This window comes from Listeria grayi (assembly GCF_900638015.1).
GTDB classification, from domain to species: Bacteria; Bacillota; Bacilli; order Lactobacillales; family Listeriaceae; genus Listeria; species Listeria grayi.
Genome location: NZ_LR134483.1, coordinates 2,365,984 through 2,382,958, shown reverse-complemented (window position 1 = coordinate 2,382,958; position 16,975 = coordinate 2,365,984). Strand labels below are relative to the sequence as shown.

The following is a 16,975-nucleotide window of genomic DNA, read 5'->3' as shown; positions in this document are numbered from 1 at the left end:
AAAATAGTAGTTAGTCAAAATGAACGGTTTTAGGAGGAAGAACAATGAGTACAGTTTTAACAGTCTTACTCATCATTTCAGCGGTGCTGTTGATCACAGTCATTATATTGCAACCAGGTAAAAGCAACGGTCTATCCGGCGCTATCTCTGGCGGAGCAGAACAGTTATTTGGAAAGCAAAAAGTTAGAGGTCTTGAGTTGATCCTACATCGGACGACCATTGTCCTTTCGATAATTTTCTTCGGATTGCTAATTGCTTTAGCATTTTTTATGTAATACTGAAATGACAACCACCTAAGTGTTTTTGGGTGGTTTTTTTTTGATTAAAAGGGCAGCCGTGTGGCTTGAGATTATCCGGGTGATATTTTAAACTGGAAGAAGAATCAATTGATTGCGTAACAAGGAGCGAAAAAAAGATGAAAATAACACCCCCGCAGCCATTTCTATTTGAAGGTGGCAAACGCGCCGTTTTACTATTACATGGCTTCACCGGCAGTTCCGCCGATGTGAGGATCTTAGGGCGATTTTTACAGGAGAATGCATATACGGCTTATGCCCCGCAATATAAAGGACACGGCGTTACCCCAGACATTCTGCTTCAAACTGGTCCAGCTGACTGGTGGCAAGATGTTTTAGATGCCTATACACATTTAAAAAACTTAGGCTATGAGGAGATCGCCGTAGCTGGATTATCATTAGGCGGCTTGTTTTCACTGAAATTAGGTTTTTCAAGACCAGTTAAGGGAATTGTAGCTATGAGCACACCAACAAAAATGGACAGCTCATCACCCATCATTGCCGGCTTTCACGATTACGTCCGCAATTATAAAAAGCTGGAAGGTAAAACTCCCGAAGAGATCGATCAGGAAATGGAAGCTTACAAAGACGCCCCAATGAACACTATCGCAAAACTGAAAGATGAAATCAACGAGGTAAACAGTGAGATCGACATGATCTATGCGCCAATTATGGTCGTCCAAGGCAAACAAGACGATATGGTAGATGTGGAAGGCGCAGAACGCATATATAACAAAGTAGAATCAGACATTAAAGAACTACATTGGTATGAAAAATCCGGGCATGTCATTACCTTGGATAAAGAAAGAAAAGAACTGAACCAAGATATTTTAGACTTTTTAAACCGGCTTGACTGGGAAAAATAAGAAACCAAAACGAAGAGAGGAGGGGAAATATGAAACAAAAACAAATGGAAGAAAACATCCATGCCTTATTGACTGCAAAACCAGACGATACTTTTTCGTTGGATGAATTAGAAGCGCAGATCGCCCCGCAAGATGCAGAGGCATTCAAAGAAATGGTAAAGGCATTAGTAAACATGGAAGAGGCAGGAACAATCGTACGTTCCCGCAAAAATCGCTATGCACTGCCAGGTAAAATGGATCTCATCAAAGGAACTTTCCGTGCACATGAACGCGGCTACGGCTTCGTCATTCCAGAAAATAAGGACTTAGACGATATTTTTATTCCCCCAACAGAAGTAAGCGACGCTATGAACGGCGATATCGTATTCGCGTTTATTACAAAACGTAAAGGCGACAACCTTGCAGAAGGAACAATCAAACGAATCGTAGAACGCAAAACGACCCAGATCGTGGGTACCTATATGGAAGATGAAGTAGGAACACCGCTAGTAGTTCCAGATGATAAACGTCTATTTGGCGAGGTCGAAGTTTCTTTGGAAAAAGGATTGAAGCCTGTAGATGGTCATAAAGTGATCGTCCAAATAACGGAATATGCACACGGAAACAAACGCACCCAAGGAATTGTGTCCTCTATTATTGGACACCGCAACGATCCAGGTGTTGATATCGTGTCGATCATCCACAAACACGGCATTCCACTATCTTTCCCGGAAGAAGTGCTGAAAGAAACCGAAAAAGTACCAAGCTCGCTTGAAAATGCCGAAATCGGCAATCGCAGAGATCTACGCGACCAAATTATTATCACGATCGATGGCGCGGATGCCAAAGACTTAGATGATGCTGTCACGGTAACAAAACTGGAAAACGGCAATTGGAAGCTAGGCGTTCACATTGCTGATGTTTCACATTATGTGACAGAAGGTTCGGAAATCGACAAAGAAGCTGCGGATAGAGGAACGAGTGTATATCTCGTGGATCGCGTTATCCCTATGCTACCTCATAAGTTGTCGAATGGGATCTGTTCGCTAAATCCACATGTCGACCGTTTCACATTAAGCTGTGAAATGGAGATCGATGAAACAGGAACCGTCGTTAATCATGAGATTTTTGAAAGTGTCATCAAAACAACGGAAAGAATGACATATACGGATGTCAATGAGATTTTGACAACGGATAACTTAGAATTGCGTGACCGATATGCTGTTATCGTGCCAATGCTAGAAGAAATGGGTAAATTAGCTGAAACACTGCGCCAAAAACGCGAAAAACGCGGCGCGATCGATTTCGATTTCAAAGAAGCGCGGGTTCTTGTTGATGAAAAAGGGCAACCGCAAGAAGTCGTGATGCGTGAACGCTCTGTAGCAGAACATCTGATTGAAGAATTCATGCTGGCAGCCAATGAAACGGTAGCAGAACACTTCCACTGGATGGACGTACCATTTATCTATCGTATCCACGAAAATCCAAAAGAAGATAAGTTAGCCCGATTCTTTGAATTCATTACTAACTTTGGCTTGATCGTCAAAGGAACCGCCAATGATATCCATCCAGCAGCGCTTCAGCAAGTGTTGGATGAAGTACGCGGTAAGCCTGAAGAAATGGTTGTTTCCACAATCATGCTTCGCTCCATGCAACAGGCAAAATATGACACAGCAAGTGTGGGTCACTTTGGCTTATCAACGGAATTCTATACGCACTTCACATCACCAATCCGCCGTTATCCAGACTTGATTGTTCACCGCCTGATCCGCAAATACTTGATCGAAGGTGATGTTTCCGACGCTACGATCGCAAAAGAAGCAGAACAATTACCGGAAATAGCAGATCATAGCTCGAAGATGGAACGACGTGCTGTAGAAGCCGAACGCGAAACAGATGAACTCAAGAAAACCGAGTACATGGTCGATAAAGTAGGCGAACGGTTCCTAGGAATCATCAGTTCCGTAACAAATTTCGGAATGTTTATCGAACTGCCGAATACGATCGAAGGCCTTGTCCACGTGAGTGCTATGAAAGGCGACTATTTCAAATTCCAACCTAACCAGCTGGCAATGATCGGCGAGAGAACGGCACAAGTTTACCGTATCGGTGACGAAGTAGAAGTTGAAGTCACCAAAGTAGACGTAGATGCTCGCGAGATCGATTTTGCCCTACGCAGCAGCGGGAAAGTTGACGCTTCGGCGAAAAAGAGAGATGTCAAAACTTTTGACAGTCGTCGAGGTAGTGGTCGAAAGAAAAATAATGCCACGAATAAAGGTAAAGATGGCCAAAAGAAACCAAAAGAAGAATGGTCGACAAAACCAGGCAAAAAGAAGAAAAAGAAAAAACCCTTTTATCAAGGAGTGGCAAAAGGCAAACCGACTAAGAAAAAACGTCATTAGACTCAGAAAGGAAGAAGACCATTGCCAAAAGGTGAAGGAAAATTAATTGCGCAAAATAAAAAAGCCAGACATGATTTTGCAATCGAAGAAACTTTTGAAGCCGGCATTGTCTTGCAAGGAACAGAGATCAAATCCGTTCGTAATGCACGAGTGAACTTAAAGGATTCTTACGCCCGCATCGAACGCGGAGAAATTTTTTTACACAACATGCATATCAGCCCTTACGACCAAGGGAATAGATTCAATCATGACCCACTTCGAACTCGTAAATTGTTATTGCACAAAAAACAAATCAGCCGTCTGATCGGCGAAACAAAAGAAGCTGGCTATTCGATCGTCCCCCTAAAGCTCTATATCAAAGATGGATTTGCAAAAGTCTTGATCGGTGTAGCTAAAGGGAAGAAAAAATATGACAAACGCGAAGATTTGAAACGCAAAGAAGCAAAACGTGATATTGAACGAGCGTTTAAAGAAAGACAACGATAAATAAGAAAAGCGTGCGAATTATATTCGCACGCTTTTTATACAAACAAGATCTCGATTTTCTTCTCTGTTTTCTCTGCGATCTCCCGCAGCGTCGCCATAGAAGCTTCCGTAGCACCACTTTCGATCCTGGCAATCGTGGACTGCGGTTTGCCTACTAAACTAGCAAATTCCCTTTGGGTAAGGTGCAAGTCATCTCGCAACCTTTTCACAGCGACTGCTGAGATCATACGGTCCATTTCTTTTTGGAATTCACCATCAAATTCAGGACTTTCTCTTCTTTTTTGCGCAATTAATTTATCAATCTTACTCATATCGATCAGACCTTTTCTTTAAATTATTTTCTACTTAGATAATATTCTCTTCGTATTCGCTTTGCTTTCATGATTTCCCGGGCAGGCGTCTTGTTTTCTTTTTTAGTAAAGCCGTGAGTGATTAAATAACAGGTACCTTCATCTTGGAAGTAAATGGCGCGCTGAATGTTAGAAGATACTTTGGAACGAATCTCATACAAGTTCTTATCCAGCTTTTTGATCCATTCCATTCGTTCTGCCGTATACAGTCCCAAGCGTTGGACATTCTGAATGGTAGCTAATAGTTTTGCCTGATCTTTTACTGGAATACTGGCAAGAAATTCTTCAAAGTAACTGCTCCCGTCTGCTCGAGTGACATAGTCGAAGTTTACTTTATTATCCATATAAGTTGTTTTCACTTTCTGATGTATTTTTGATAGCATTTTCGCTATCAAATTCTATCTTTATGATAGCATGGATACCATCATAACGCAACTGCTTTTAATCATGGATTTGAAACTTTTAAATAAAAATAGGCTAGTATTGAATTTCTCGGCATTTTCTTATATAATGAATAGTACGACTTTATTACTACGGGGACGTTACGGATTCGACAGGGATAGGTCGAGCTTGAGTTGCGAGCCGGGGGGATCGGCCCCGTCATCAACGTCAAAGCCAATAATAACTGGCAAACAAAACAACAATTTAGCTTTCGCTGCCTAATAGCAGTCTGAATAGCTGATCCTCCGTGCATCACCCATGTGCTACGGTAAGGGTCTCACTTTTAAGTGGGTTACGCTCGCTTGTCTCCGTCTGGGGCAAACGAGAAGAGCATAATCAGACTAGCTAGATAGACGCCTGTCGCCGGGCAGACATCTATGCGAAATCCAAATACGGCAACTACGCTCGTAGATGCTCAAGTGCCGATATTTCTGGACGTGGGTTCGACTCCCACCGTCTCCATTTTTAGGTATGATCAAGACAGGTTATCTTTTTGGAAATGGCTTTACAAAGCTGTTTCTAAAAGATAACCTGTCTTTTTTATTTGAGTATTCATGAGTAGTTTTGAAAAAATTCTTCACCGATTTGCCACATAATAAATCCATGAATCATAAATCTCCAACTCCGTTTGTATATTTTTATGCTATTTTAAAAAAGAACTTAAGTAACTAATTATAAAATACATACAAAGGAGTTTCTCATGAAAAAATACCCAAAATGGTTATTTGTCTGTATCTTTCTTTTCTCATTCTTGCTAGTCATCAGTCTTTTCCAAGCAGAACCAAAAGCAGCGCAGCTCTCGCCCCGGACTTTTCATCCTGTAGAGATCCACACGGTTTACGACACTAGTGTTTTTGTACTGGGAAATGCAGCACCAAACAGTATCGTCACGATTCAAACTAGCTATCGCAGCTATCGTGCGCGAACGAGTAGCACAGGTTATTATGGCATTACATTAGATCAGAAGGAGAGAGTGAATGCTAAAATAACCGTTGCCTGTGATTCGGTTTGGTATCGAACAAGCACTACTTATGTAAAAAAAGACTTGAATCCGCTGAAGAAACCTTATATTCAGCCAGTTACGAATGAGGATCTAGTTGTAAGGGGGCGTGCTGGTAATGCTTCTCATGTACAATTCAAGATCGATGGTGATTTCTATTGGGGTTTTCCTAATAAAGATGGCGATTTTACCATTCAATTAAATAAAAAATATCGAGTAGGAAGTAATATCGAGGTAGCTGGTCAAAATGAAACAAGGATGACGGCTTTTGAACAGTCAAAAGTGATAAAAAAAGCAACACTTGTAGCTCCCACACTCTCGGTGATCACAGATAAAGACACCACTATCGATGGGGTCGCACCAGATGCAGAGGTTGTGTATGTAACGATCGAAGGAGCTGTTTATCAAGCATTGCCAAATGCTTCGACGGGTGCTTTTCATATTCGATTAAATAGGACCTACCCTGCAGGAACGATAGTGGAGGCCTACAGCCAAAGTGGGTCTACTAGCAGTTTAAAAACGACAGTAAAAGTCATCCCTAGCCAAGCAAAAATCAAGCAGCCCACGATCCAGCCAGTTTCTAGTTCCGACCGAGTTGTTACAGGAACAGCAGATGCAAATGTGAAAATCATTGTCCAAATAGGCGTGGATAGCTATGAAGGTTATAGCAATAGTATGGGGGAATATACGATTCGACTGGATAAGACCTATCCCGCAGGAACTTATATCTCCGTGTATGCGGTAAAGGGTTCTGATCGTAGTGAAACCGCTTATGCTTCGGTTGTTCAAGGAGAATTTTTGCTAGGTGTGAATATGGCTACTGATAAAGATAGGGAAATCAGTGGTAGAACGGTTGCTAATGCTACAGTTACGGTCAAGATCAAAGACCGATTGTATCAAGGCAAAGCAAATAGCAGCGGTCTGTTCGCTATTCCGATCGAAAGTATATATTCGGCTGGGCAAAATATCATAGTTACCGCAATTGATCCAGTTTCTAAACGAAGTGAGCAGAAAACGGTGCAATTGTATCCTAGCAGACCGAGTATCAATACAGTTCGGGCAGGAGCCGACAGTGTTTCTGGAATTGCCAGTCCGAATGCTTATGTGATCGTTCAAATAGGCGGGAAAGAATATGGTGCATATGCCAATGCTTCGGGATATTATTTTATAGCTATCAATCCGAATGATGCCGTGCGTGGAGCACAGATAACTGTTTCACAAATCGTAAATGGAATTGAAAGTATAGCGAATGAGATTGAAATCCTAAATTGATTCAGTTGTTCTTAAATAAATATTAAGCCTTTCTTTGCCTTAATTTATGAAAATCGTCACTATTTCTCTACATCTTTTCCCTTAGTCATTTGCTATAATTGGCTCTGACAGAATAGTAGAAAGAGGCAACTAAATGACGAAAATCCAAAAAATCAAACAAAATCTTATCATGCTGACAGTTTTACTTGCTCTAATCAGCTGTTATATCATTTCTTTAGCAGAAAAAAACAACCAATACAGTGCCAATTTTATGCTTATGCAAATTGTATTCTTAGTGATTGGCGCAGTGGTATGCATCGCATTTTCCAAATGTTCGATCGCATTTATCCGCCGCAATATTTGGTATTTTTATGGAGGTGTCCTGCTTTTTCTGTTGATTCTTTTGATACCGAACCCGCTCGCTCCAGTTCTCAATGGAGCGAGGAGGTGGTATCGGTTTGCCGGTTTTTCGCTCCAGCCTTCTGAAATCTTTAAATCCTTTTTTATTCTTCTACTCGCTCATATCGCGATCAAATATGAAAAACAGTCATGGAAACAGAAAGGGATCATGCTGTTGGCAGGAATCCCCATTTTATTACTGATTTTCAAACAACCGGATTTGGGAACCACTATCGTATATGGAATTACCGCTTTTGTGATCCTGCTTTTTACAATCAAATCTGCGACGTGGATCATCGGCTTGATTATAGGAATGCTGAGCAGCGTGTTTCTATTTGGCTATGTGCTACTGAAGCACGTCGATTGGCTGGAAAAAGTTGGACTGCATCCTTATCAGTTTCGTCGCATTTATGCATGGTTGGATCCGGAAAATAATCCGAATGACGCTTATCAGGTCAATCTTTCGTTAAAATCGATCGGCTCTGGAACTCTCTCTGGGAACCATGCTTCAGGAACAACTATGTATATTCCCGAAAGTCATACAGATATGGTTTTCAGTACGATCGGAAACCAGTTTGGCTTTATCGGTGTGAGTTTGCTACTTTGTATATTTATGCTATTTCTTTTGCAAATTGTAAGTGCAGCTATGCAGATGAAGCGACCATTTTCCATGCTGGTGCTGACTGGTTTTGCTACTATGTACGCCTTCAATATTTTTGAAAATATCGCGATGGTGATCGGGCTGATGCCGCTAACAGGGATTCCATTACCGTTTATCAGTTACGGCGGGAGTTCAGTACTTGGAAACATGATCGCGCTTGGTATTATGTTTGCGGTGATAAATGAGGATTCATTGGCGTCTGAGATATAAGTCGAAATAGTAAAGGAATCACTGAAACTCCATTTTCAAATGGTGTTCTCATGTGATTCCTTTTTTCGATATAATCATTATGAAACTAAAAAAGAAACAATCGGCTGATTATCGTTTCGGAGCGCGATATCCTGCGGCTTCAGCTTCTTCTACAGTATTAAACCATTGTACGACATTTGTAGTACGGTCATAGTAGGTGCTTCCAGGAACATGGTAAATCTTATTAACACTTCCTTTGATCGCTCCGTGTTTTTCTGGTGTTGCAGTAGTCGTCTTGGGTGAAGAAGTACTCTTTTGTGAGGAGGATGCTACAGATTTTTCGGCTGCTTTTTCTTTGGTAGCTTGTTCTTGTTTTTCTTTTTCTGCGGCCTGGACTTGCTTTCTCGCTTCTTTTTCTTTTTTTGCTGCGATAGCCTTTGCCTCACGTTCGGCTTTTGCAAGTTCTTTTGCTTCTTTCTTGTCTTTCTCTGCTTGCTTTTTCTCTGCTAATTGTCGTTGTTTTTCTTCGCTTTTTTCTTTCCTTGCTGTTTCTTTCGCCACAAGTGCTGCATTTTCTTCTTTCGTACTTGTCAATTCCGCTTGAAGCGTGGTCTTTTCCTTCGTCAATTTTGTGATCTGCTGATCTTTTTCTACAATCTGGTCGTCATTGGCAGCATTGAAGGATCCAATCGTGGAGAATAACAAACCAGCAAGCAAGCAGATCACTAGCCATTTCTTAGGTCTGTGTCGGATCGCATTGACGATCAGCCAAATGCCGGCAATAAAAAACATAAACATCCCGATTATTACTAAAGTTATCATCTCTTTCCCTCTCCCTTTTTGTGATGTGGTTCACTTTATTTTATCATAATGCATAAATAACCTTAATAATTAATTCCATTTTCTTTCCATTTTATTTACTTTTGTTTGCTAAGCTAGAGAGAGTCACCAGATAAAAGGGGCGATAAAGATGGTGAAAAGAGTTTTGTTAGTAGTAGCGGTTTTAGTAGTAGCTTATTTGATTGTATTTTCGATATGGAAATACCAAGGAAACGAGACGTTATCTACAGTGAACAATGTTATTTCCATGAGCACGATCAACCATACGTGGAAAATGTAAAAAATAGATTAGCATTTTTATATAAAAATGAATCACAGATCCATTCTCACTCGAAAAAGGCAAGAAAGAAAACACATGATTTTCTTTCTTGCCTTTTTTAGATTTCATATTCTTCTTTCAAAATAGAGTAGTAACTATCATCCACAAAAGTGTCTTTTTCAAAACGATTTTTGCGCAAGATCCCTTCATGCGTCATCCCCAAGCGTTGGAGCACTCTTTCAGAAGCCTTGTTCCTTGTATCATGAAGCCCATAGATCCGTTCAAGACCAAGGATTTCAAATCCTAATCGAAGCAGTAGCTTTCCTGCCTCTGTTGCATAGCCATGTCCAGTATGATCTTGATGCAGGACATATCCAATTTCAGCGGAACGGCTTTTTTCTTTAACACGAAAATCGATCGTTCCTATAAAGGCACCGTTTCCCCGTAATTCGATTCCGTATTTCCCAAGTGGTTCCGCCATGAAATAGTCGGCGATCCCGTCGATCGTTCGTTCTAGGTCTTCATGAGGCGGAAAAATGTATTTGGTGGTATCAGGGTGTGAAGCGTACGCATACATTTCTTCTGCATCAGCAAAAGTGACCGGACGTAAAATTATTCTTTCCCCTTCAATGCGACGATTTTCTAGCAGTTTTCTAGCTATATTCATGGATATTCACACCTTTTTTTATTTTTTACTTATAAGTATATCTTGAAAAGCAGTTTTTTCGCAATAGAAACAGTATTGCAACCGTTTTCTATTTATGCTATGCTAACACAAATAGGATTGTTACTGCTATGCAGGCAAAACCTTGATTGAACCAAGACGCATTGTTTTGGGTCAGTTTAGGTTTTTTTCTTTTGAAGGAGGCAATGTACGGAATGCAAATTAAAAAAGTATTGAACAACAATGTTGTCGTCGTTGAGACTGCTGATCAAAAGGAAATGATTGTAATGGGGCGAGGAATTGCATTTCAAAAAAAATCGGGGGATTTTATTCAAGAGGAGCTGATCGAAAAAACATTTATCTTGGAAACGGCTGCCTTGTCTGAGAAATTAAAGGAGCTATTGAGCGATATTCCGCTTGCGCATCTGCGAGTGGCGGATGATATTGTTCAGTATGCTCAAGAAAAGTTAGAAACGGATCTGAAAGAAAATATCTACCTGACACTCACGGATCACGTTAATTTTGCTATTTCTAGATATAAAAAAGGGATTCATCTGAAAAACGCACTATTGTGGGAGATCAAACGATTTTATCGCGAAGAGTTTCATGTCGGACTACAGGCATTGGCGTTTATCCAAAAAGAAACGGGTGTTGAGCTGGATGAAGACGAAGCAGGTTTTATCGCCCTCCATTTAGTAAATGCCCGCGTGGATAAGCAGCAAATCGACCAAACAGTGGTCATGACCAATATCGTCCAAGATATTCTAGGCATTGTAAAATATCACTATGGAGTCGTTTTAGATGAAAGCTCCTTGAATTACACTCGGTTTGTAACGCATCTACAATACGTAGCTCAGCGGATCATCAACGGGGAATTGGTAGAGTCACAAGATGATTTTTTGTATGAACATGTGAAACGCAAGTACAATCGGGCTTTTAAATGTATGGAAAAAATCAATCATTATCTCGAGGCGCAGCACCAAGTGATGCTTAGCCGTGATGAATGCGTTTATCTAACGATCCATATTTTCCGGGTCATGGAAAGAGATACGAAAGAGCCGGATCAGTTCTAGCCGTTTAATGCCTCAGCCAAAGGGTATCTAGTAAAGAAATATAGACTAGGCTGGAGGTATGGCAATGTTATATAGCGAATCAGATAAAACGCGCAAGGAGAGTTATCGTGTCCCGCTTTTCGCATCAGAAGAAGAGCAGATCCGCATCCCAAACTACAAGTTGAAGGATGAACCGATCGAAGCGAGGATCGCTTATCAGTTGGTCAAAGACGAATTGATGGATGAAGGGAATGCAAGGCAGAATCTAGCAACATTTTGCCAAACATATATGGAACCGGAAGCTACAAAACTAATGTCTGAAACATTGGAGAAAAATGCTGTCGACAAATCCGAATACCCGCAAACGGCCGAATTAGAAAATAAATGTGTCAATATTTTAGCAGATCTCTGGCACGCACTGTCTGCGGAAAAATATAGTGGCACCTCCACGGTCGGCTCTTCCGAAGCTTGTATGCTGGGCGGTCTGGCAATGAAATTCCGCTGGCGGAAAAAAGCAGAGGAGCGAGGTCTGGATATAGCGAAACAACGGCCAAATCTTGTGATCTCCTCCGGTTATCAAGTCTGCTGGGAAAAATTCTGTGTCTACTGGGATGTCGATATGCGCGTTGTACCGATGGATGAAGCACATTTGCGTCTAGATACGGATAAGGTGCTTGATTATGTAGATGAGTATACGATCGGTATCGTCGGTATTCTCGGAATCACGTATACAGGCGAGTTTGATGATATCCAAGCATTGGATAAAATCGTCGCTGGCTACAATAAAACACATGATCACGAATTAGTGATCCATATCGATGGTGCTAGCGGAGCAATGTTCGCACCTTTCGTTGAACCAGATCTGAAATGGGACTTTCAGCTCGATAATGTTGTTTCCATCAATACTTCCGGCCATAAATATGGACTGGTATATCCAGGAGTAGGCTGGATCATCTGGCGCGGAGAAGAATACCTACCGCGGGAACTTGTTTTTGATGTTAGCTATTTGGGTGGTTCGATGCCGACAATGGCGATCAATTTTTCTAGAAGTGCCAGCCAAATCATTGGTCAATATTATAATTTTCTGCGCTATGGTTTTTCCGGTTATAAAAAAATCCATGAACGGACACGTGATACCGCACTTTACTTAGCAAAAACCGTAAAAGAGACAGGATACTTCGACGTGATCCATGAAGGCGCTAATCTGCCGATCGTTTGTTATAAAATGAAAGCAGATCTGGATGTGGAGTGGACATTATACGATCTTGCGGATCAGCTTTTGATGAAAGGGTGGCAGGTTCCTGCTTATCCACTTCCAGATAATCTATCCGATACGATCGTTCAACGTTTTGTTTGCCGCGCTGATTTGGGGTATAATGTTGCTGAAGAGTTTGCGAAAGACTTCCAGGAAGCGATCCATAACCTCGAACATGCACGGGTATTGTACCATGCAGATAAAAATCAAGGAACTTACGGCTTCACACATTAACAGAGCCGAAACACTTTGGATTTGGAGAGCTTGCGCCTGGCGTGAGTTCTTTTTTTATAATAAATGAAAGTAATTCTCATTTAGACATGTTATAATAAAGAAAGAATTTTTGCTGAAAGTGAGGAGAACGTGATGAAGCGACAAAGCTATATTTGGCTTACAATGGCTGTTTTAGCAGTTTTACTGACAGCATGCGGTAAAACGACTGGCACGGAAACTTCTAAGCCGGATTCTCCTAAAAAGGAAGTCGCACAAAAAGCTATTTTGACTGTAAAAGATATGACAGGGAGAGATGTTGCATTTGACACTCCGCCAAAACGGATTGTTGCCCTTACAAATAGTGATCTTAATATTATTTATGCACTAGGAGGGACTGTCGTTGGTCGGCAAACTCAAGACGCTAGCGGTGTTCATCCGAAAAAAGCTGCAAAGGCGCAAGAAGTCGGAAATACGCATGATATCAATTTAGAACGAATCGCGGCAACGAATAGTGACGTTGTAGTAGCAAGTGCCGAACAAAATCAGAAAGATGTTCCTGCTTTAGAGGGAATCGGCACGAAAGTGATTTTAACAGGTGCAAATTCATTACAAGACATCGACAAACAAATCAGTGTTTTGGGATCACTGATCGCTAAGCGCTCAGAAGCTAAAAAGTTGCAAGCTGACTTAGATAAAAAAGTCGAGGCTGTAAAAAAAGAACAAGCTGGCAAACATGTAAAAGCGTTGATGGTCCTTGGCGCACCGGGGAGCAATTATGCGGCATTGCCATCCTCTTTAAGTGGCAATATCTTAGAAGTGGCCGGCGGGGAAAATGTTGCGAAAAATCTCCGTGGGGTAGAGAATTTTCCGCAATATGCTGCACTTAATGTAGAAAAAATCATTGCAGCCGATCCTGAAATTATTTTTCTGATGATCCACGGTGGCGATGCGAAAGATACTGAAAAAGCATTTCGGAAGCAGTTAAAAGAAAATAAAGCGTGGAATCAAACAAAAGCTGTGAAAAATGATCATATCGTTGTTTTACCAGCAGATTTATTTGGTACCAACCCAGGAATCCGTGTCACGGAAGCATTAGATCTGATGAAGAATGAAATCAATAAGGTGGGAAAATGAAATGGCGTTAGACCGCAAACAAGATCCGAGGCATAAACGAAGAATCATCACGGCGATCACCGTGCTCTTTTTATTGGTCGTCGTCTTTCTTTATGGACTGACAACCGGATCAGTTAAAATCAGCTATCTTGATGCTGTCAAAACGATTTTCGGCAACGGCTCGGATCTTTCGCATCAATTGATTTGGAATCTTCGGTTGCCGCGGATGCTCATCGCTTTCTTAGTAGGGGCAGCTTTGGCCATTTCCGGTTGTCTGCTGCAAGGAGTCATGCGCAATCCGTTGGCAGATCCAGGTGTGATCGGCGTGTCGGCAGGAGGAGGACTGGTTGCGATCGTGCTGACGATCGTCGTACCGGCTTTTAGTAGTTTTGTTCCACTTGGAGCATTTATCGGTGCATTTGGAACGGCGCTACTTATCTATCTAGTGGCCTGGGATAGAGGCGTCTCGCCACTGCGAGTTATTTTATCTGGTGTGGCGATCAATGCTTTTATCACAGCAATGACTTCCGGGATCATGGTGCTTTACAGCAATCGTGTACAAAGCGTGATTTCATGGTTGACTGGAACATTATCTGGAAAAAGCTGGTATCATTTTCAACTTATTTTGCCGTATTTATTGGTAGGATTTGTACTTAGTATTTTTGCGATCCGTTCCTCAAATGTACTGCTTTTAGGCGATGATGCTGCTAAGTTACTTGGCTATTCAGTTGAAAAACACCGCTTTTTCATCATTATGCTGGCTGCTTTCCTAAGCGGCGTGGCAGTTAGTGTCGGGGGATTGATCGGTTTCGTCGGACTTGTCGTACCGCACATCGTCCGTTTGATCATTGGTAATGATTATCGTTACTTATTACCGATCTCTGCAGTTGGCGGAGCCGTTTTAGTCGGTTTTGCCGATACAGCAGCCAGAAGCTGGTTTGGGTCGATCGAACTTCCAGTGGGAATACTGCTTGCGATCATCGGTGCCCCATTCTTCTTATTCCTATTAAAACGCGGAAGGGTGGTATCCTAATGGATTTGATCACATTTAAGAATATATCCTTCTCAAGAAGAAATAATTTTCACATGGACGATATTTCTTTTCAAATAACAAGTGGCAAAATCACAACGCTAGTCGGTCCAAACGGTTCCGGCAAATCGACGCTTCTTCGTTTGTTGATGCGTTTATTGACGCCAAATAAAGGAGAAATCCTGCTTGGCGATAAAAATATCACTGCTTTTTCTGCTAAAGAATATGCCAAAAAAATGACAATGCTAGCGCAATCGCCGGAAGGAATGATCGATGTCGTCGTTCGCGATCTCGTTAGTTATGGACGCGTGCCCCATCGCTCTTTTTTGAGTGGCTTGCAAAAAGAAGATGAAGATGCGATCGACTGGGCGATTGAAGTTTGTCGTCTCGGAGCGCTCGCCTATCGTCCGATCCATACCTTATCTGGGGGAGAAAGACAGCGCGCTTGGTTAGCCATGGCGCTTGCTCAAAAAACACCGATTCTCCTATTGGATGAACCGACTACTTACTTAGATATCGCTCATCAGCTAGAACTTCTAGATCTCCTTAAAGAATTAAATGAGAAATACGGTCTTACGATCATCCTTGTGCTGCATGATTTGAATCAAGCAGCATTATACAGTGATCACTGTATCGTATGTGAGGATGGAGCCATCAAGCAAGTGGGACCACCAAAGGAAGTATTTACAGAAGCCTTATTAGAAGAAGTTTTCCACATTTCGGCGGAACTAAGTACCCGTGCAGGAAAATTATCTATCCAGCCAATTGCTTCTACCCGTTTTGGAAATAACTAGATTAGAAATTGATGAAAATACTTCCTATCCAATAGAAACTCTATTATAATGTAAAAGTATACTTACAGAAGCATTGCGTGTGAATTTTCGCAATTAGAATGTTTCGCTCATCTTTTTTGAGTGAATTCAGAGATGAATGCTGTAATGATCAGGATCTAGAAACTGTTTGGGGAGAAAATGTGTTGTTAGAACCCATCAGTAAGGAGCGTTAAATCATGGATGAAAAGAATAAATTAACAGGACGCATTGACTATGGACTGGTCTTGTCACTGATGTTGCTTGCAATCATTAGTTTAGTGTCTATTTATAGTGCGCAAATCACAAACAATCAATACGATGCCAACTTTGTGATCAAACAGGGCGTGTGGTTCGTGGTTGGTACATTTGCCATCATTGTCATGATGCAGCTAGATTACGAACGATTGTTGGGCTGGGCATATTATTTTTATGGTTTCGGCATTTTGCTATTAATCTTTGTATTGGCATTTGGTAAAGAAGTAAAAGGAGCAAAAAGTTGGATCATCATTCCTTTTCTAGGAAGTATCCAACCTTCTGAGATCGTAAAAGTTATTTTGATTATTGTACTCGCCAAAGTCATCTGGGACCACAACCGCAAGTATCAAGTACACACATTTGCCTACGATAGTTGGCTTTTACTTAAAATCGGTATTTTTACACTTGTTCCTTTGATTTTTATTTTGTTGCAACCCGATTTAGGTACAGCACTAGTATTTATCGCCATTATGAGCGGTATGATCTTGGTTTCTGGTATAACATGGAAAATCATCGTCCCGCTTTACGGTAGCATACTGGCGGTTGGGTCGACATTGATCTGGATCGTTATCAATCACCAAGATTGGCTCTTGCGGCTAGGTTTCAAGCCATATCAATTTGAACGAATCACCACTTGGATCAATCCGGAAAACGATCCGCAAGGCGGCGGGTATCAAGTGTTGCGGGCAATGACTGCGATCGGTTCAGGTCAGATCAGCGGGAACGGAACAGGCTATGATGCTATTGCGATCCCGGAAAACCACAATGACTTTATTTTTACAGTGATTGGCGGCGACTATGGTTTCATTGGTGCCAGCGTTCTGCTAGCACTCTATTTCTTGCTCATCTATCAAATTATTCGCGTTGCCTTGGACATCAAAGTTCCTTTCTACTCCTATATTTGTACAGGCGTAGTTATGATGATCATGTTCCACGTATTGGAAAATGTCGGTATGAACATCGGCCTGTTGCCGATTACAGGGATACCACTTCCTTTCATCAGTTATGGTGGTTCTGCCTTGCTGGGAAACATGATGGCAGTAGGCGTGATACTGAGTATTCGATTCAATTATCAGAAGTCTATGTTTGAAGTAAAAGAACGAAGACATGCAGAATAAGTAACTAAAAAAAGCAGTCGTTGCGGATATATTTCGCAACGACT

General features: G+C 41.5%; 17 protein-coding genes and 1 other RNA gene. 14 read left to right on the top strand and 4 right to left on the bottom strand.

Annotated features, from left to right (window positions below; all coding sequences use genetic code 11):
* Nucleotides 1–44 precede the first annotated feature (44 nt).
* The 4 genes from secG to smpB all read left to right on the top strand — a co-directional run bounded on the left by secG (nucleotide 45) and on the right by smpB (nucleotide 4,029).
* A complete protein-coding gene (gene secG, locus EL241_RS11725) occupies nucleotides 45–275 on the top strand; it encodes a preprotein translocase subunit SecG (protein WP_003759037.1) in 231 nt (76 codons plus the stop codon).
* Nucleotides 276–415: 140 nt separating this feature from the next.
* Nucleotides 416–1,162, top strand: coding sequence for an alpha/beta hydrolase (locus EL241_RS11720; protein ID WP_036105758.1), 747 nt, complete (start codon nucleotides 416–418; stop codon nucleotides 1,160–1,162).
* A 29-nt stretch (nucleotides 1,163–1,191) separates the two neighbouring features.
* Nucleotides 1,192–3,543: a ribonuclease R gene (rnr, locus tag EL241_RS11715; RefSeq protein WP_036105760.1), complete on the top strand. Its 2,352-nt coding sequence runs from the start codon at nucleotides 1,192–1,194 to the stop codon at nucleotides 3,541–3,543.
* Between the two features lie 21 nt (nucleotides 3,544–3,564).
* The gene (gene smpB / locus EL241_RS11710) at nucleotides 3,565–4,029 is read left to right on the top strand and encodes an SsrA-binding protein SmpB (RefSeq protein ID WP_003759042.1); all 465 of its coding nucleotides are present in this window, start codon (nucleotides 3,565–3,567) and stop codon (nucleotides 4,027–4,029) included.
* 35 nt (nucleotides 4,030–4,064) lie between these two features.
* Here the strand turns inward: smpB and EL241_RS11705 are convergent, their stop codons facing one another.
* Together EL241_RS11705 and EL241_RS11700 are read right to left on the bottom strand one after the other, a co-directional pair.
* A complete protein-coding gene (locus EL241_RS11705; protein ID WP_003759043.1) occupies nucleotides 4,065–4,340 on the bottom strand; it encodes a helix-turn-helix transcriptional regulator in 276 nt (91 codons plus the stop codon).
* Between the two features lie 23 nt (nucleotides 4,341–4,363).
* Nucleotides 4,364–4,723: a type II toxin-antitoxin system RelE/ParE family toxin gene (locus EL241_RS11700; RefSeq protein WP_036105762.1), complete on the bottom strand. Its 360-nt coding sequence runs from the start codon at nucleotides 4,721–4,723 to the stop codon at nucleotides 4,364–4,366.
* 191 nt (nucleotides 4,724–4,914) lie between these two features.
* On the opposite strand from EL241_RS11700, the gene ssrA reads away from it, so the two are divergent.
* The 3 genes from ssrA to EL241_RS11685 all read left to right on the top strand — a co-directional run bounded on the left by ssrA (nucleotide 4,915) and on the right by EL241_RS11685 (nucleotide 8,341).
* Nucleotides 4,915–5,285, top strand: a transfer-messenger RNA (tmRNA) gene (gene ssrA, locus EL241_RS11695).
* Nucleotides 5,286–5,520: 235 nt separating this feature from the next.
* The gene (locus EL241_RS11690; RefSeq protein WP_036105764.1) at nucleotides 5,521–7,092 is read left to right on the top strand and encodes an Ig-like domain-containing protein; all 1,572 of its coding nucleotides are present in this window, start codon (nucleotides 5,521–5,523) and stop codon (nucleotides 7,090–7,092) included.
* 133 nt (nucleotides 7,093–7,225) lie between these two features.
* Entirely contained in the window at nucleotides 7,226–8,341 is a 1,116-nt protein-coding gene (locus tag EL241_RS11685; protein ID WP_126320611.1) for an FtsW/RodA/SpoVE family cell cycle protein, read from the top strand.
* Between the two features lie 108 nt (nucleotides 8,342–8,449).
* On the opposite strand, the gene EL241_RS11680 is transcribed toward EL241_RS11685, so the two are convergent.
* Nucleotides 8,450–9,142: a sunset domain-containing protein gene (locus tag EL241_RS11680; RefSeq protein ID WP_126320610.1), complete on the bottom strand. Its 693-nt coding sequence runs from the start codon at nucleotides 9,140–9,142 to the stop codon at nucleotides 8,450–8,452.
* Between the two features lie 148 nt (nucleotides 9,143–9,290).
* Here EL241_RS11680 and EL241_RS13705 point away from each other — a divergent pair, with 148 nt between their 5' ends.
* A complete protein-coding gene (locus tag EL241_RS13705; RefSeq protein ID WP_003759054.1) occupies nucleotides 9,291–9,440 on the top strand; it encodes a hypothetical protein in 150 nt (49 codons plus the stop codon).
* 97 nt (nucleotides 9,441–9,537) lie between these two features.
* Here the strand turns inward: EL241_RS13705 and EL241_RS11675 are convergent, their stop codons facing one another.
* Nucleotides 9,538–10,086 carry a GNAT family N-acetyltransferase gene (locus EL241_RS11675; RefSeq protein ID WP_003759056.1) on the bottom strand — a complete coding sequence of 183 codons (549 nt, stop codon included), beginning with the start codon at nucleotides 10,084–10,086 and terminating at the stop codon, nucleotides 9,538–9,540.
* Between the two features lie 212 nt (nucleotides 10,087–10,298).
* On the opposite strand from EL241_RS11675, the gene licT reads away from it, so the two are divergent.
* The 6 genes from licT (at nucleotide 10,299) to rodA (ending at nucleotide 16,931) form a co-directional block, all read left to right on the top strand.
* On the top strand, nucleotides 10,299–11,156 hold the full coding sequence (licT, locus tag EL241_RS11670; protein WP_036105770.1) for a BglG family transcription antiterminator LicT: 858 nt from the start codon (nucleotides 10,299–10,301) through the stop codon (nucleotides 11,154–11,156).
* A gap of 64 nt (nucleotides 11,157–11,220) precedes the next feature.
* Nucleotides 11,221–12,624 carry a glutamate decarboxylase gene (locus tag EL241_RS11665; protein ID WP_036105772.1) on the top strand — a complete coding sequence of 468 codons (1,404 nt, stop codon included), beginning with the start codon at nucleotides 11,221–11,223 and terminating at the stop codon, nucleotides 12,622–12,624.
* Between the two features lie 132 nt (nucleotides 12,625–12,756).
* Nucleotides 12,757–13,737, top strand: coding sequence for an ABC transporter substrate-binding protein (locus EL241_RS11660; protein WP_003759062.1), 981 nt, complete (start codon nucleotides 12,757–12,759; stop codon nucleotides 13,735–13,737).
* Between the two features lies 1 nt (nucleotide 13,738).
* Nucleotides 13,739–14,749: a FecCD family ABC transporter permease gene (locus EL241_RS11655; RefSeq protein ID WP_036105774.1), complete on the top strand. Its 1,011-nt coding sequence runs from the start codon at nucleotides 13,739–13,741 to the stop codon at nucleotides 14,747–14,749.
* Complete coding sequence (locus tag EL241_RS11650) at nucleotides 14,749–15,540, top strand: ABC transporter ATP-binding protein (protein WP_003759065.1); 792 nt, start codon at nucleotides 14,749–14,751, stop codon at nucleotides 15,538–15,540. The genes EL241_RS11655 and EL241_RS11650 overlap by 1 nt, the downstream gene beginning before the upstream one ends.
* A gap of 215 nt (nucleotides 15,541–15,755) precedes the next feature.
* Nucleotides 15,756–16,931 (top strand): rod shape-determining protein RodA, encoded by a 1,176-nt coding sequence (gene rodA / locus EL241_RS11645; RefSeq protein ID WP_036105777.1) that lies wholly within the window; start codon nucleotides 15,756–15,758, stop codon nucleotides 16,929–16,931.
* Nucleotides 16,932–16,975 lie beyond the last annotated feature (44 nt).